12 protein-coding genes and 1 tRNA gene are annotated in these 15,824 nt (G+C 66.0%); 5 read left to right on the plus strand and 8 right to left on the minus strand.

The features are described from left to right. Positions 1–15 precede the first annotated feature (15 nt). From P7F68_RS09650 to P7F68_RS09670, 5 genes are all read left to right on the plus strand, one after another. Positions 16–606 (plus strand): Fur family transcriptional regulator, encoded by a 591-nt coding sequence (locus tag P7F68_RS09650; protein WP_277832689.1) that lies wholly within the window; start codon positions 16–18, stop codon positions 604–606. A gap of 20 nt (positions 607–626) precedes the next feature. Next, positions 627–1,772 (plus strand): efflux RND transporter periplasmic adaptor subunit, encoded by a 1,146-nt coding sequence (locus tag P7F68_RS09655; protein ID WP_277832691.1) that lies wholly within the window; start codon positions 627–629, stop codon positions 1,770–1,772. After that, entirely contained in the window at positions 1,769–4,921 is a 3,153-nt protein-coding gene (locus tag P7F68_RS09660; RefSeq protein ID WP_277832693.1) for an efflux RND transporter permease subunit, read from the plus strand. The genes P7F68_RS09655 and P7F68_RS09660 overlap by 4 nt, the downstream gene beginning before the upstream one ends. Further along, complete coding sequence (locus P7F68_RS09665; protein ID WP_277832695.1) at positions 4,918–8,013, plus strand: efflux RND transporter permease subunit; 3,096 nt, start codon at positions 4,918–4,920, stop codon at positions 8,011–8,013. The genes P7F68_RS09660 and P7F68_RS09665 overlap by 4 nt, the downstream gene beginning before the upstream one ends. A gap of 139 nt (positions 8,014–8,152) precedes the next feature. Next, positions 8,153–9,316: an alkaline phosphatase family protein gene (locus tag P7F68_RS09670; RefSeq protein WP_277832697.1), complete on the plus strand. Its 1,164-nt coding sequence runs from the start codon at positions 8,153–8,155 to the stop codon at positions 9,314–9,316. 19 nt (positions 9,317–9,335) lie between these two features. Here the strand turns inward: P7F68_RS09670 and P7F68_RS09675 are convergent, their stop codons facing one another. From P7F68_RS09675 to P7F68_RS09710, 8 genes are all read right to left on the minus strand, one after another. Then, a complete protein-coding gene (locus tag P7F68_RS09675; RefSeq protein ID WP_277832699.1) occupies positions 9,336–9,800 on the minus strand; it encodes a DUF1178 family protein in 465 nt (154 codons plus the stop codon). 71 nt (positions 9,801–9,871) lie between these two features. Further along, positions 9,872–9,956: transfer RNA gene (locus P7F68_RS09680), tRNA-Leu, on the minus strand. A gap of 9 nt (positions 9,957–9,965) precedes the next feature. Continuing rightward, positions 9,966–10,226, minus strand: a complete 261-nt coding sequence (gene minE, locus P7F68_RS09685; RefSeq protein ID WP_002927916.1) for a cell division topological specificity factor MinE — start codon at positions 10,224–10,226, stop codon at positions 9,966–9,968. Position 10,227: 1 nt separating this feature from the next. Continuing rightward, the gene (gene minD, locus P7F68_RS09690; RefSeq protein WP_083485749.1) at positions 10,228–11,040 is read right to left on the minus strand and encodes a septum site-determining protein MinD; all 813 of its coding nucleotides are present in this window, start codon (positions 11,038–11,040) and stop codon (positions 10,228–10,230) included. A 32-nt stretch (positions 11,041–11,072) separates the two neighbouring features. After that, positions 11,073–11,834, minus strand: a complete 762-nt coding sequence (minC, locus tag P7F68_RS09695; protein WP_277832701.1) for a septum site-determining protein MinC — start codon at positions 11,832–11,834, stop codon at positions 11,073–11,075. Between the two features lie 116 nt (positions 11,835–11,950). After that, on the minus strand, positions 11,951–12,826 hold the full coding sequence (gene hslO / locus P7F68_RS09700; RefSeq protein WP_002942258.1) for an Hsp33 family molecular chaperone HslO: 876 nt from the start codon (positions 12,824–12,826) through the stop codon (positions 11,951–11,953). 46 nt (positions 12,827–12,872) lie between these two features. Continuing rightward, a complete protein-coding gene (locus P7F68_RS09705; RefSeq protein WP_277832705.1) occupies positions 12,873–13,226 on the minus strand; it encodes an ArsC family reductase in 354 nt (117 codons plus the stop codon). Positions 13,227–13,273: 47 nt separating this feature from the next. Then, the gene (locus P7F68_RS09710) at positions 13,274–15,661 is read right to left on the minus strand and encodes a Tex family protein (RefSeq protein WP_277832707.1); all 2,388 of its coding nucleotides are present in this window, start codon (positions 15,659–15,661) and stop codon (positions 13,274–13,276) included. Between the last annotated feature and the right edge of the window lie 163 nt (positions 15,662–15,824).

Below are 15,824 nucleotides of genomic sequence, written 5' to 3' on the forward strand. Positions count from 1 at the left end.
GATTCAGGAGCGAGCATGTTCATCCGCAAGAAGAACGCGAGGGGTGCTGACTACAGGGTGGCGCAATCGGCGCGGCAGGCAGCCAAGCTCGAGCCACGCCTGGAGGCCGCGCAATCTGCGCTGGTGAGCGCCGGCCTGCGCGTCACGCTTCCACGCCTTCTGGTCCTGAGCCTGTTTCTCGCAAGCCGGGTGGAGGCCATGTCCGTGGACCAGGTACTCAGAGCCTTGTTCGAGCGCGGGGATGCGATGTCGCCCTCGACCGTCTACTCGGCCTTGCGCCAGCTCGATGAGGCCAGGCTGATCGTGAGTCGCTACGAGGACGGTCGGCGGGTGTTCGAGCCATGCGGTGGTTTGCCGCCGGCGCGCGTGGTTTGCGATACCTGCGGGACCGAACGCATCCTGCGAGATTCGGAACTGGACGTGGTCGTGCGCAGGGCAGTCGGTGATGCGGGCTTTAGCCTGGGCGACTACACCCTGGTGGTGCGTGCCTCATGCAGCGCGGGTTGCCCCGAGTGCTGCGGCGAGGCGCGCATGTCGGCCCAGCCGGATACGGGATCGGCACTGGGCGTCGGCGGGGTCGCCGTCGCAGGCTCAAGTTACGTATGAGTGATTCAACTGTGAGACGAATGCGCTCTCTGCGCCGTATTGGCTTGGTCGTGGCCGTGCTTGCTGCGGGCGGCCTGGCGTGGTGGGCCGCAGGCGAGGATGAGTCTGCCGCCGGTGCGCCGCCTTTCAGTCCATGGGCCGGTGCGGTGCCCGTGCGAACGGTACAGTCCGAAGCGGGTGTGCTGGAGGTGAGCCTGCAGGCAGTCGGCGACGTGACGCCGCTCGCGGCGGTGACCGTCAACGCGCGCGTGGGAGGGCCGCTGCAGCGCCTGCTTTTCGTCGATGGCGGTACGGTCGAGGCGGGTGCCGCACTGGCCGAGATCGATTCCGCGCCCTACCGGGCGAGGCTGGCCCAAGCGCAGGGCGAACATAGCCAGGTCATGGCACGCCTTCGTCATGCCGAGCGCGAACTGACCCGTTCGAAGGCACTGTTACGAGAGGATGCGATCGAGCGACAGGTCGTTGAGGCAGCGGAGTCGAACATCGCCGAGTTACGCGCCGCAGTTTCGACTGCCGAGGCGCGCGTGGCCGATGCGCGCCTGCAGTTGGACTGGACCCGCATCACGGCGCCGATTGCCGGTCGCCTCGGATTGCGCGGGCTCGATGCCGGCAACCTGGTCGTTGCGGGCAGCACGGAGCTGGTCACGATCGTGCAGATGAAACCCATCGGCGTCACCTTCGGCGTACCGGGGCACGAACTAAATGCGGTGCGCGCGGCCATGCGGGACGGGCGGACGCTGGCGGTGGATGTCTATGCGCGTGACGGCAGCAGCCTGCTCGCACGCGGTGTTCTTGCGACACTGGACAACCGTATCGATCCGCGTACGGGCACGGTGCGCCTGCGTGCCGAGTTCGCCAACGAGGATGAGGCGCTGTTTCCGAATCAGTTCGTCAACGTCCGTCTGCGCGTTGGTGTGGATCGCGAGGCGGTCACGATCCCCGCTGATGCCGTCCAGTACGGGGCACGGGGCGCATACGTCTACGTCATCGAGGACAACCGGGCGAGGTTGCGCCCGGTCGAGACGGGCAGGGTGGCCGATGGACTGGTCGCCATCGTCGATGGACTTGCAGCCGACGAGATGGTCGTCCTCGAGGGGGTAGACCGATTGCGCGACGGTCGCGAGGTGTCGCTGCAAGGCGAGGTCGCGGTCAGCGCGCCGAAATGAACCTGTCGCGGCCCTTTATCCTGCGGCCGGTGGCGACCGTGCTGCTAACGCTGGCCATGCTTGCCAGCGGCTTGCTTGCCTGGCGCTTGCTGCCGGTTGCTGCGTTGCCGAGCGTTGACTATCCGGTCATCCAGGTCATGACCTTCCGTACCGGGGCATCGGCAGATCTGGTGGCGCGCACGGTCACAGCGCCGCTCGAGCGCAGGCTCGGGCAGATCCCTGGGTTGCGAAGAATGTCTTCGACGAGTTCCGCGGGCGCCTCGTCAATCACACTGCAGTTCGCACTGGAAGTCGATATGGCCGTGGCCGAGCAGGAGGTCCAGGCCGCGATCACTACGGCGGCCAGCCTGTTGCCGCGCGATCTGCCCACTCCGCCCGTTTACCGCAAGGTCAACCCTGCCGACACCCCCATCCTGACATTGGCGGTGTCGTCTTCCAGCATCGCACTTGTCGAACTCTACGATCTCGTGGATACCCGCGTCGCGCAGAAGCTGGCGCAGCTCTCCGGGGTCGGGATGGTCAACCTGGCTGGTGGCCAGCGCCCGGCCGTGCGGATCCAGGCTGATCCTCGTACGCTTGCTGCGCACGGAATGACGCTCGAGTCCCTGCGCTCGGCCGTCTCGGCAGCCAATTCGAACCAGCCCAAGGGCAGCCTGGATGGCCCCTACCGCTTCGTGATGATCGAAGCCAACGACCAGATTCGCTCGCTTGACGATTACCGGACACTGGTCGTGGCATGGCGTGACGGCGCCCCATTGCGCCTTGGCGACCTGGCTAGCATTGAACGTGGTGCTGAGGATCGCTTCCAGGCAGCGTGGGCCGGAGTCTGCTGGGCGCTCGAAGAGGGCGCAGTCGCTACCTGTGCGCCTAGACAGACGCGCCAGGTGCCTGCAGTTCTGGTGAACGTCTATCGACAGCCCGGCGCCAACGTCATCGAGGTGGCCGATCGCGTTCGCGACCTGCTGCCGAGCCTGACCGCAACCCTTCCGGCTGCGGCCGATGTTGCGGTGCTGACGGACCGCACCGAGTCCATCCGAGCCTCGGTGTGGGGCGTGCAGAAGGAGCTCCTGTTCGCGGTAATGCTGGTGGTGCTGGTCACCTTCCTGTTCCTGCGGCGCGCTTCGGCCACTCTCATTCCGAGCGTCGTCGTGCCCTTGTCGCTGGTCGGAACCTTCGGCTTCATGTACCTCGCAGGCTTCTCGGTGAACAACCTCAGCCTGATGGCACTGACCATCGCGACCGGATTCGTTGTTGATGATGCGATCGTCATGCTCGAGAACATTGCACGCCACCGCGAGTCGGGCGAGTCCGCACTGCAGGCTGCGCTCAAGGGGGCAGCCGAGATTGGTTTCACGCTTGTGTCGCTCACCTTCTCGCTTGTCGCAGTGCTGATTCCCTTGCTGTTCATGGGTGATGTGGTGGGGCGCATTTTCCGCGAGTTTGCCATTACCCTTGCGGTGGCGATTCTGATCTCGCTGCTCGTGTCCCTCACCCTGACGCCGATGATGGCCGCAAGGATGCTTGGAAGCACGCAAGGAGGGGGGCATACCGAACGCGGCGGTGCCGGCTTGGGTCTGTTCGACCGCCTGCTGCGCGCCTACGGAGTCATGCTCGAGCGTGTTCTAGCGCATCAGACGATCACCCTTCTGGTCCTGCTTGGCACGCTGTGCCTGACGGCGCTGCTCTACGTCGCAGTTCCGAAGGGCTTTTTTCCCGTCCAGGACAGTGGTGTCATCCAGGTCGTCACCGATGCGCCGCAAACGGTTTCGTTTCGCGCCATGGCCGAACGTCAGCAGGCATTGGCTGAGATTGCGCTGGCAGATCCCGACGTGGCGGGCCTGTCGTCCTTCATCGGCATCGACGGTAGCAATGCGACGCTCAACAGCGGACGCATGCTCATCAACCTGCGCCCGCACGGAGAGCGCTCAGCTGGCGCAGTAGAGATCGGGCGCCGCCTGGCGACTGCGATGCGTGAGGTGGAGGGTATCCGCGCATGGTTGCAGCCGGTTCAGGAGTTGTCCATCGAGGATCGTGTGAGTCGTACGCAATACCAGTTCACGCTCTCGTCCCCCGACGAGTCCGAGCTTGCCGACTGGGTGGGGCGCACGATAGAGGCACTGGGTGGCCTTACCGAGCTGACCGATGTCGCGGCCGATCACCAGCGCGAAGGCCGGCAGGTTTTCGTTACGATTGATCGCGACGCAGCCGAGCGTCTCGGGGTGCGTACTTCTGCCATCGTCGAGGCGTTGCATTCGGCCTTCGGCCAGCGCCAGATCGCGACCTTGTTTACACAGGCCAACCAGTACCGAGTTGTCCTCGAGGCGAACACCGAGCGCGCTGGTGGTCTGGCTGCACTCGATGCGATCCATGTTGCTGCGGGCGACGGTACGCCAGTGCCACTGGCGTCGCTTGCGCGTTTTGAACAGCGTGCGGTTGCGCTCGCTGTTCACCAGCAGGGACAGTTCCCCGCCGCCACCTTGTCGTTCAACCTTGGTCCAGGTGTGTCGCTGGGCGATGCGATCGAGGCGATCGAGCAGGCGCTTGCGAGGATCGGTTTGCCGCCTTCGGTGGACATGCGCCTTCAGGGGGCAGCGGAGGCCTTCCAGACCTCGCTCTCCGGCACCTTGTGGCTGATGCTGGCAGCCGTGGTCACGATGTACATCGTGCTCGGCGTGCTCTACGAGAGCACGATTCATCCGCTGACAATCCTGTCTACGCTGCCGTCGGCAACGGTGGGCGCGCTGGGGGCGCTCCACCTTTCCGGCCGGCCGCTGGATCTCATCGCAGTGATCGGCATCGTGCTCCTCATCGGTCTGGTGAAGAAGAACGGCATCATGATGGTGGACTTCGCACTCGATGCGCAGCGGCGCCATAAGATGTCCTCGCTTGATGCGATCCGCCGCGCGGCCATGCTCCGCTTCCGGCCGATTCTCATGACCACGCTTGCTGCCCTGGTCGGCGCGTTGCCGCTCATGTTTGCATCCGGGTCAGGCGCCGAGCTGCGTCAGCCGCTTGGCGTTGTGATGGTCGGTGGCTTGCTGGTGAGCCAGGTGCTGACAGTCTTCACTACCCCCGTAGTGTTCCTGTTCTTCGACCGCCTGGCCGTCGGTTGGCGGCGGCGCACAACGGTGCAGGAGCATGCGGTGTGAGGGCGCTGGCACGGCTGTTCGTGCGGCGGCCGGTTGCAGCGTCGCTGCTGGCCCTGGCCTGGTTGCTGTGCGGTGCCCTGGCACTGCGCCTGATGCCGGTCGCGCCGCTGCCGCAGGTGGACATGCCAGTGATCGAGGTTTCGGCAGCACTGCCCGGCGGTAGTCCCGAGACCATGGCGCGCATGGTCTCGGCGCCGCTCGAGCGCGCGCTCGGCAGCGTTGCGGGAGTCGCCGAGATGAGCGCCTCGACGTCCCAGGGCGCGGCGCGCGTTCGGCTGACCTTCGAGTTCGATCGTGACATCGATGATGCGGCCCGCGATGTCCAGGCGGCGATCAATGCAGCCATAGGTGATCTACCTGCAGGTATGCCGGGGGCACCCGTGTATCGGAAGGTGAATTCGGCACAGGCGCCGATCATGGTTCTGGCGCTATCTTCGGCCAATCTGGCGCCCGGCAGGCTGTACGATCTGGCGTCGACCATCCTCGCGCAGAAGATCGCGCAGATGCCCGGTGTGGGAGAGGTGACTGTCGGTGGCAGTGCGCTGCCGGCCGTGCGCGTGCAACTGGATCCGGCCAGCCTCGAGTCGCACGGGATTGCGCTCGACGAGGTTCGGCGCGCGATCGGCGACGCAGACGCCCAACTGCCACTCGGTGCCATCGAAGACGGGGGGCTGCGCTGGCAGGTCGGGGCGGGGCCCGATCTGCGCGTGGCAGCTGACTTCGAACAACTCGTGCTTCGTCACGACCATGGTGCGATGTTGCGCCTGGGTGATGTCGCCCGGGTCTCCGATGGTGTCGAGAATCGCTACGCCAGTGGGCACCACAACCGTGATCCGGCGGTGCTGCTCACCGTCGGTCGCCAACCAGGGGCGAACATCGTCGCCACCATCGACACCATTCGCAGCCAGATGCCGACGCTGACCGCGCTGCTACCGGCTGACACCACGCTGGACGTGGTCGTTGACCGCTCGCCGGGAATCCGTGCGTCGCTTGATGAGGCCTGGGCCACCCTGTGGATAGCGGGGACACTGGTCGTCCTGGTGGTATGGGCCTTTCTGGGTAGCCTGCGCGCAGCGTTGATTCCTGCGCTTGCGGTGCCGGTGTCCCTGGTGGGGGCTTGCGCACTCATGTACCTCGCCGGCTTCTCGCTCAACAACCTGAGCCTGATGGCGCTGATCGTCGCTGCCGGACTCGTGGTCGATGATGCGATCGTGGTGCTCGAGAACATCGAACGCCACATCGCCGCGGGCATGCGGCCGTATCGCGCCGCGATCGTGGGGCTCGGCGAGGTGGGCTTCACACTGCTCGCGATGAATCTGGCGCTGATTGCGGTATTCGCTTCCATCCTCTTCATGGGCGGCGTGATCGAGCGTCTTTTTCGTGAGTTCTCGCTCACCCTTGTGATGGCCATGACGGTGTCGCTGATGGTCTCGCTCACCCTCGCCCCCGCCCTGTCCGGACAGATGCTGCTGCGGCCCTCGGAGCACCCTCCCAGCCTGCTCGGCCGGCTCGCAAGCCTTGTCTTCGGGCGTCTTGAGGCCGTCTATGCGAGGACTCTGGACTGGGTGCTCGCGCACACGTGGGTCGTTCTGCTCGTGCTCGCGGTTGCTGTCGGTCTTACGGTCTGGCTCTATCTGCTCGTACCCAAGACCATGCTGCCGGAGCAGGATACGGGGCAGTTGCGCGGGCTCGTACGCGGCGACGACGGTTTCTCGTTTCAGGTCATGCAGCCCAAGATCGAGCGCTTCCGGGAGTACCTGCTGGCCGATCCCGCAGTGGCCGATGTCGTCGTCACCAGTGGCGGAAGTGGTGGCGGGATGAGCAACGGCTGGCTAATGGTGAGGCTCAAGCCACTGGCCCTGCGCGGCGAGAGCGCTCGTGCCGCGCTCGAGCGCATCCGGCGCAATGCGCCGCGGGAGCCGGGGGCAATCCTGCTGCTCAACATCGACCAGGATCTTCAGTTGTCGGCGCCCTTTGGCGGACGCGGCGAGGAGTTGCTCCTGCTCGGCGATGATCTTGCCAGGCTCACGCAGTGGATGCGAAAGGTTGCTGACGGCATGCGCACCCTGCCCGAGGTCGCAGACGTCGATGATTTCGGCAACGACGCGACGCAGATCGTCGTCATCGACATCGACCGCGAGGCCGCTGCTCGTCTTGGCGTTGACGCGGAGCTGGTCACCAGCCTGATGAACAACGCCTTTTCGCAGCGCCAGGTGGCCACGCTGTTCGGCCGGCTCAACCAGTACCGCGTCGTCATGGAGCTCGAGCCAGGCCACACGGTCGACGCCAGCGTGCTCGATCGCCTCCAGGTGGTGACGCGTGATGGGCAGCGGGTGCCGCTGTCGGCCTTCGTGAGCTATCGGTATGAACTGTCCTCCGATCGAGTTTTTCGCGCCGATCAGTTTGCCGTGGTGGGGGTGGAGTATGACCTTGCGCCCGGTGTGACCGCATCGGAGGCGCAGCAGGCGATCAACGGCTTGTTGGCAGGACTGATGCTGCCGAACGACATCATTGCCAAGCCGGGGGGCGATGGCAGCCGCCTTCAGCAGACCATGCAGGCGCAGCCCTGGCTCATACTTTGGGTGGTGGTGGCGGCGTACGTGGTGCTCGGCGTACTCTACGAGAGCACGCTGCATCCCCTGACCATCCTGTCGACGCTGCCGCCTGCCGGGGTCGGCGCACTCGCAGCGCTGCATCTGGCAGGTATCGAGTTCAGTCTGATCGCCCTCCTGGGGCTCTTCCTGCTCATCGGCGTTGTCATGAAGAACGCCATCCTGATGATCGATTTTGCGCTCGACGGCGAACGTCGGCTCGGGCTCGAGCCGAGATCGTCGATCCGGCGCGCCGCTAGCCTGCGCTTGCGGCCGATCCTGATGACCAATCTCGCTGCGGTGCTGGCTGCGCTGCCGCTCGCGTTCGGGGTGGGCGAGGGCGCCGAGTTGAGACGTCCGCTCGGCATCGCCATCGTTGGCGGGCTGGCGGTCAGCCAGTTGCTGACCCTGTACACGACGCCAGTCGTCTATCTCGTGCTCGACCGGATGCGCACGGGTTTCACGACTGCGCGTGGTGGCCCCGCTGCCGCCATGCGTTGATGCCGTGTTCGGCATGCCGGAGGCGGATAGAATGCGCTGTCTAGCCCACTCGATCTGGAGCAGCCAGTTGATGATGAGCGGCGGATTTCAGCATGCAAGGGAGGATGGGCAGGGTCTGCAGCCGTCTGCCCCTGGTGACTTGCCCCTGCCTACCGCGGCCGTTCTTCCCGACTACGGCGACGAAGGCTTGTACGGCTTCGCCGCCGGCTTGCGCACCTGGCTGCATGACCTCCGTGCCGGTTGGCACCATGGTGGTGTCGAGCCCGGCGCGAGCAGCACGGTGGTGGTGATCGTCATCGATGGCTTGGGCGACGGCTTTCTCAACACCGTGGGCGCGGGCTCGACGCTGCTCGCGTATCGGCGTGGCAGCATGAGCTCGGTCTTTCCGAGCACGACTGCGAGCGCGCTTACCACGCTGCTTACTGGGGTCGCGCCGGCGGTCCATGGGCTGAACGGCTGGTTCATCCACGACCGTCGCTTCGGGGGGGTGATCGCGCCGCTGCCGCTGCTGCACCGGGGCGGGCCTGAGATTTCTGCGTTCCGCCTGCTGCCACGCCTGTGTCCGGTGGCGCCGATGTGGCACCACGCGTGCCGCCCCGTCAATCTGGTGTCGCCTGCCGAGATTGCCTACTCGCGTTTCTCGCTGCATCACGGCCGCGGCGCCCATATCGAGCCCTACGATGGCATCGAGGATTTCGGCCAGCGCATCATCGACATGGTCGATGCCCTGGCCTCCAGTGGTGGCCTCGTCCACGCCTACTACCCGGGCTTCGACGCCTTGAGCCATCTCCATGGCTGTCGGTCTGCGCATGTGCAAGCCTGTTTCTGGCGGCTCGATGCACTGTTCGCAAGCTTGCTCGATCGCCTGTCGGGGCGTGGCGTGCATCTGGTGGTGACGGCTGACCATGGCTTCATCGACGCGCCTGCCGCTGGTCGGGTGGATATCGAGCCGGGCAGCGAGTCTGCGGCGATGCTCGCCGCACCCTTGTTTGGCGAGCGCCGCCTGGCTTTCTGCAAGGTTCGGGAAGGGGCTGGCGACGAGTTCGAGGCTTGGGCAGGCACGGCGCTGGCCGGCAAGGCGGTTGCGATTCGCGCCCACGACTGCCTCGCTGCCGGCCTGCTCGGGCCGGGTGAGGCGCACTCTCGGCTGCTGGAGCGGGTGGGGACGCACGTGTTGCTGATGGAGCCCGGATGCACCATCGTCGATCAGGTTGAAGGCGAGACGCCTTATGCGCTCATTGGTGTCCACGGTGGCCTGACCGTGGACGAGATGCGAGTGCCGCGAATTGTCACCTGCACCTGAGTGCAGCGGCGACTGCGCTTCAGTGCAGATCGTCGTCCTTGACGGGTACGGGTAGCACCATGATGCCTTCGTCGAGCAACGCCTCGACGTCGTCGCGTGATGCGGCTCCGCGGATGTTGCGTGCCTCGGCTTCGCCGTAGTGGATGCGCCGCGCCTCCTCCGGCAGGCGCTCGCCCACGTCCTCGGCGTCGCGCGCCAGATTGCGCAGGGCATGGACAACCTGCGCAATCACTTGTGAGGGTGGCGAGGAGGCAGCGCTTGCGGGTTGGCCAGCATGTTCATCCGCGCCAACTGGCTTGCGTGTGCCGGGCATGGACGTGCGGGTCTGCACGTAGGGGGCGCTGGGCAGGCGGCGGATGCCGCTGCTGCCACAGATCGGACAGCTCACCAGACCGCGGGCAAGCTGATCCTCAAAGGCTGCGCTGGAGGCGAACCAGCCTTCGAATACGTGTTCATCGGGACAGGACAGATTCAGTACGATCAAGGCGGGCGTCCAGCGAAAAGAGGGCGCAGGCCCTATCCGGGCCGCAGTGCATGGACTTCAGCTGTGGTAAATGGTGCCCGGAGCGGGGATCGAACCCGCACGCCATGAGGCGAGGGATTTTAAGTCCCTTGTGTCTACCAGTTTCACCATCCGGGCGTTGTCGCGTCAGCGGCCCTGTTCGGGCAGCACGATGTTGACCTCAAGCACCTCGTAGTTGTCCTGCTTCTCGAGCTGCACCTTGATGTCGTCGGGGTTCACCGCGACGTACTTGGAGATGACCTCGATGAGCTCACGCTGGAGCGCAGGGAGGAAATCGGCCGTGGCACTGCCGCCGGCGCGCTCGTGGGCGATCAGCAGTGACAGGCGGTTCTTCGCGATCTCCGCGGTCTTCTTCTTTTCGCCGAAGAGGCGGGCGAGGAAGGACATGTCACTTGCCTCCGAACAGACGCTTGATGAGGCCCGGCTTCTCGTAATTGACGAAGCGTAGCGGACGGTCTTCGCCCAGGAAGCGGCCGACCACGTCGGAATAAGCCTCGGCCACGTCCGTACCCTTGAGATGGATGGCGGGGGTGCCCTGGTTGGAAGCGTGCAGCACCGACTCGGACTCGGGGATGACGCCGATGAGCTGGACCCGCAGCAGTTCCTGAACGTCCTTGTAGGAAAGCATCTCACCGTCATCGACACGCTTGGGCGAGTAGCGGGTGATGAGCAGGTGCTCCTTCACGGGCTCGCCGCCTTCGCGTGCGCGCTTGGACTTGGACTGCAGGATGCCGAGGATGCGGTCCGAGTCGCGTACCGAGGAAACCTCGGGATTGGTGGTCACGATGGCCTCGTCGGCGAAGGTCAGCGCCATCACGGCGCCGCGCTCGATGCCGGCCGGGGAGTCGCACACCACGTATTCGAAGCCCATGTGCTCGAGCTCCTGCAGCACCTTCTCGACCCCTTCCTCGGTCAGCGCATCCTTGTCACGGGTCTGCGAGGCGGGGAGGACGAAGAGGTTCTCGCAGTGCTTGTCCTTGATCAACGCCTGGTTCAGGCGCGCTTCGCCATTGACGACGTTGACGAGGTCGTACACCACCCGCCGCTCGCAACCCATGATGAGGTCGAGGTTGCGCAGGCCGACGTCGAAGTCGATCACTGCGGTCTTGTAGCCGCGCAGGGCGAGGCCGGATGCGAAGGCTGCGCTGGTGGTGGTTTTGCCCACACCGCCCTTGCCTGAGGTTACGACGATGACTCTCACGCTATCCCCTTGGTCTGATGCAATGCGCTGGCTCAGCCGAGCTGCAGCGCGTCGATGTTGAGTTGATGGTCGCTGCCCGTCAGTCGCACCATGGCCGGACGGCCTGCGATGGATTCGGGAATGCCGCGTTCGAACGTACGGAAAACGCCAGAGATCGAGACGAGCTCCGGCCCGAAATTGCTGGACATGATGCGAGCCGAGTGGTCGCCCTGGGCGCCCGCGATGGCGCGCCCGCGCAGGGGGCCGTAACAGTGGATGCTGCCATCGGCGATGACCTCGGCGCCCGGGCTCACGCCCCCGAGCAGGACCAGGTCGGCGCCGCGTGCATAGACCTGCTGGCCCGAGCGCAGCGGCCGGTCGACAAACAATGTCGGCGCGGGGCTGGGCGACGCAGCCGGCTGAGCAGCGGGCTGGGAGGCAGGCGCTGCCGCAGGCTCGGGCTGGCGCGCCGGCTCTGCGGCCGGCCGCTCCGGAAGCAGGGCGGCGTCCAGCAGCGCCAGTCCGGCCTGGCGGGCGCCGGCGTGGTGGCGTTCGGCGAGCCGGCAGGTACCGATCGGCTGCAGGCGGTAGCGTCGCAGCAGGGACTGCAGGCCCGCCCAGTCGATGCGCTCGGGGCCGTCGCGCAGGCTGCCGAAGTCGAGCACGACCGCCTCGCCGTTGAAGAAGTCGGGCATGCCGCCGAGCATCTTGTGCAGGGCGTCGGCGAGGACGGTGGGCTCTGCGGCCTGCAGCACGGCGACGGTGGCGCCCAGCGTGGTGTTGCGAAACTCGATCGGGCGGGCGGGCGCGGGCATGGACTGAACGTTCTTCAAAATCAAGGAAGTGTACTGATGCTCAGGCCATCGGGCAAGCGCGTACGGTGCATGCGTCGTGGGTGTCGCCTGATCCGCCGCCCACGCGTTGTGTGCCGTCAGTGCAGGGTCGGCGGCCGGAACAGTGCGTCGATGTCGTCCGCATCGAAGCGGTAGGTGTGGTTCGACAGGTCGTCGTGGACGACGATCTCTCCGTGTTCGGCGAGCATTGCGCGAACCTCCTGCTCGCCCAGGCCCTGGAGCATGGCCCCCACCTTGGCAGGGTCGGCAGGCCAGTCGTGGCGAACCGGCCGAGCCTCGAACAGGCGCACGGTCTCCTCGGCGAACAGCCGGCGCAGGATCTCCTCGGCCTCCAGGCCAAGCAGTTCGTCTTCGCGCACGGTCTGTGCCAGATGCTGCACCCGTGCCCATCCGTCGGCGTCGCGTTCGTCGGCGCCGGGCAGCTTCTGGACGAACAGCGCGACGGCGGCATCCGCCGAGCATGCCAGCCAGAGGCCTGCGGGTTGTTGCTCCGACTGGGCGAGATAGTTCTCGAAGCAGCGGGCGATGCTGTCGCCTTCGAGCGGGACCAGGCTCTGGTAGGGCTGATCGAGGCCGGGGATGTCGAGCGAAAGCTGCAGGCGGCCGTCTCCGACCAGGTCGGCGACCCCTCCGTCGAGGGCCACCGAGGCAGGCACGGCGTCGGCCTTGGCGTAGGCGCGCAGGTTGAGCGATTCGTTGCAGTCGACGACGAGCAGGCTGACCGGACCATGGCCGTTGACCTGGAAGGTCAGCCGCCCGGGCTGCTTGAGGTTGCCGGCGATGACGGCAGACACGGCAGTCATCTGGCCGAGCAGGCTTGCCACGGCAGGCGCATACCCGCGCTCGCGCTGCAGGGCCTGCCAGACGTCGGTCAGACGGACCACGGCGCCACGGATGTCGAGTTCTTCCAGCAGGAAGCGCTGGACGTAACTTTTTGGGGGACGGGCATTCATCTGTCGGTATTCCCTTGTCCCTGCACGCATGCAGGGGCTGTGTTGTTCAGCGTCGGGCGAGGCGCTCGAATGCTGCGGTATCGAGACCGACGACGACTTCGCCGTCGGCGAACTCGACCACCGGGCGGCGGATCAGGCTGGGCTGGGCCTGCATCAGCGCGATTGCGGCAGCGGTGTCGGCAAGCGCTTGCTGTTCGGCCGAGAGTTTGCGCCAGGTCGTGCCACGTGTGTTGACGAGGGTCTTCCAGCCCAGGCGGTCGCACCAGCGGGTCAGCGTTGCGGTGTCGATACCGACCTTCTTGTAATCATGGAACGCATATGCGATGCCCTCGCCATCGAACCAGGCGAAGGTTTTTTTCATGGTGTCGCAGTTCTTGATGCCGTGGATGATCGGTTTCATGTCCTGAGTCAGTGCTCTGAGGGTGGCGTGCGGCGGCGCGGTCTTGACTACTTGCCGTTGCGGGCGCGGGCGAAGGCATCGGCAAGGGCGTTACCGGTCGCTGCGCGTGATGCGTCCTGGCGGCCAGCCGTCTTGTCCTGGGCGGGGGCACGACGGCCGTCATTGGTGCGCGGGCGCTGGTCGGCGCGTATCGCCGGGGCGCTGTCGCCACGGCGTGGCGTGGCGTCGTGGCGTCTTGCTCCAGGCTCGTTGCGCCTGGGCGTCGCTTCGTCCCCGAGCCGCATGGTCAGGGCGATGCGATGGCGCGGGATGTCCACTTCGAGCACCTTTACCTTTACGACTTGGCCGGCCTTGACCACGCTGTGGGGGTCCTTGACGAAGGTGTTCGACAGCGCGGAGATGTGGACCAGGCCGTCCTGATGCACGCCGATGTCCACAAAGGCACCAAAGTTGGTCACGTTGGTGACCACGCCTTCGAGCAGCATGCCGGGCTCGAGGTCCTTGAGCGTTTCCACGCCCTCCCGGAAGGTGGCGGTGCGGAACTCGGGGCGCGGGTCGCGGCCGGGTTTCTCGAGCTCGGCGAGGATGTCCTGCACCGTGGGCAGGCCGAAGCGCTCGTCGGTGAACTCCGCCGGCTTCAGGCTCTTGAGGAAGCTGCCGTTGCCCATCAGCTCGCGCACGCCTTTCTGCACCTTGGCGAGAATGCGCTCGACCACCGGGTAGGCCTCCGGGTGCACAGACGAGGCGTCGAGCGGGTTGTCGCCACTCGGGATGCGCAGGAATCCCGCGGCCTGCTCGAAGGTTTTGGGGCCGAGGCGTGGTACGTCCTTGAGCGCGTTGCGGCTGCGGAACGGCCCCTTGGCATTGCGATACTCGACGATGTTGCCGGCCAGCGTGGCGTTGAGCCCCGAGATGCGTGCGAGCAGCGGCGCCGAGGCGGTATTGACGTCCACACCGACCGCGTTCACGCAGTCTTCCACCACCGCATCCAGGCTCTTGGCCAGCCGGCCCTGGTTGACGTCGTGCTGGTACTGGCCGACGCCGATCGACTTGGGGTCGATCTTGACCAGTTCGGCGAGCGGATCCTGAAGGCGACGGGCGATCGAGACGGCACCACGCAGGCTGACGTCGAGCTCGGGGAACTCGCGTGCGGCGAGCTCCGAGGCCGAATACACCGATGCGCCGGCCTCGGATACCACGATCTTCGTCAGGCGCAGCTCGGGGTGGCGCTTCATCAGTTCTGCGACCAGCGCGTCGGTTTCGCGCGAGGCCGTGCCGTTGCCGATGGCAATCAGCTCGACACCGTGCTTTTTCGCCAGCGCGGCGATGGTGGCGATCGAGGACTCGCGGTCGCGGCGCGGCTCGAAGGGATACACGGTGGTCGTGTCGACCACCTTGCCGGTGGCATCGACCACCGCGACCTTGACCCCGGTACGAATGCCCGGGTCGAGGCCGATGGTTGCACGCGTGCCAGCCGGTGCTGCAAGCAGGAGATCCTTGAGGTTGCGCGCGAAGACACGGATCGCCTCTTCCTCGGCGCGCTCGCGCAGCTCGCTCATCAACTCGAGTTCGAGGTGGATGGAGATCTTTACGCTCCACGCCCAACGTGCAGTCTCGGCGAGCCAGCGGTCGGCCGGTCGGCCCTGGTTGCGAATGCCGAAGTGCACCGCAATGCGCCCCTCGCAGGGGTGCGGGGCGTCGGGGTCGTCGCGGTCGACGTCGAGTGCAAGGCGCAGCACGCCCTCGTTGCGCCCGCGCAACAGCGCCAGTGCGCGATGCGAGGGCATGGTCGCAATCGGCTCGGCGAAGTCGAACCAGTCGCGGAACTTGGCGCCTTCGTTCTCCTTGCCCTCGATCACGCTCGATCGTACCTGTCCATGCTCGTGCAGCCAGCCACGCAGCTCGCCAAGCAGGCGGGCGTCCTCCGCAAAGTGCTCCATCAGGATCTGGCGCGCGCCGTCGAGCACCGCTTTGGTGTCGGCGAAGCCAGCCTCGGCATTCAGGTATTTCCCGGCCTCGGCCTCGGGCGTCAGGGTGGGGTCGGCGAGCAGGGCTTCGGCAAGCGGGCCGATGCCGGCCTCGCGCGCGATCTGGGCCTTGGTGCGACGCTTGGGCTTGTAGGGCAGGTAGAGGTCTTCGAGGCGCTGCTTGGTGTCGGCGTGCTCGACCTCGGCGCGCAGTTCGGCGGTGAGCTTGCCCTGCTCGTCAATCGACGCGAGCACGGTAGCGCGCCGGTCTTCGAGTTCGCGCAGATAGCCAAGTCGCTCCTCCAGCGTGCGCAGCTGGGTGTCGTCCAGGCCGCCGGTGACTTCCTTGCGGTAACGGGCGATGAAGGGCACGGTGGCGCCGTCATCGAGGAGCTGGACTGCGCAGATGACCTGGCGCGGTGAGACACCGAGCTCGTCGGCGATGCGATGTTCGATCGGGGGAAGCATGGGCGGAATACGGCCTCTAGGCGCTGGAGAGGGGGAGGGGCCGGATAGTGCAACAGGCAGCGCGCGAAGATCAACCGCGATTGCGTGATTGTGTGGGCGTGATTGCGGCCAGCGTGGCCGGGTGTCGATACAATGGCGCCCATCATGCGTCAAACAGTTCGCT

Source organism: Thauera mechernichensis, from assembly GCF_029588855.1.
Taxonomy (GTDB): domain Bacteria; phylum Pseudomonadota; class Gammaproteobacteria; order Burkholderiales; family Rhodocyclaceae; genus Thauera; species Thauera mechernichensis.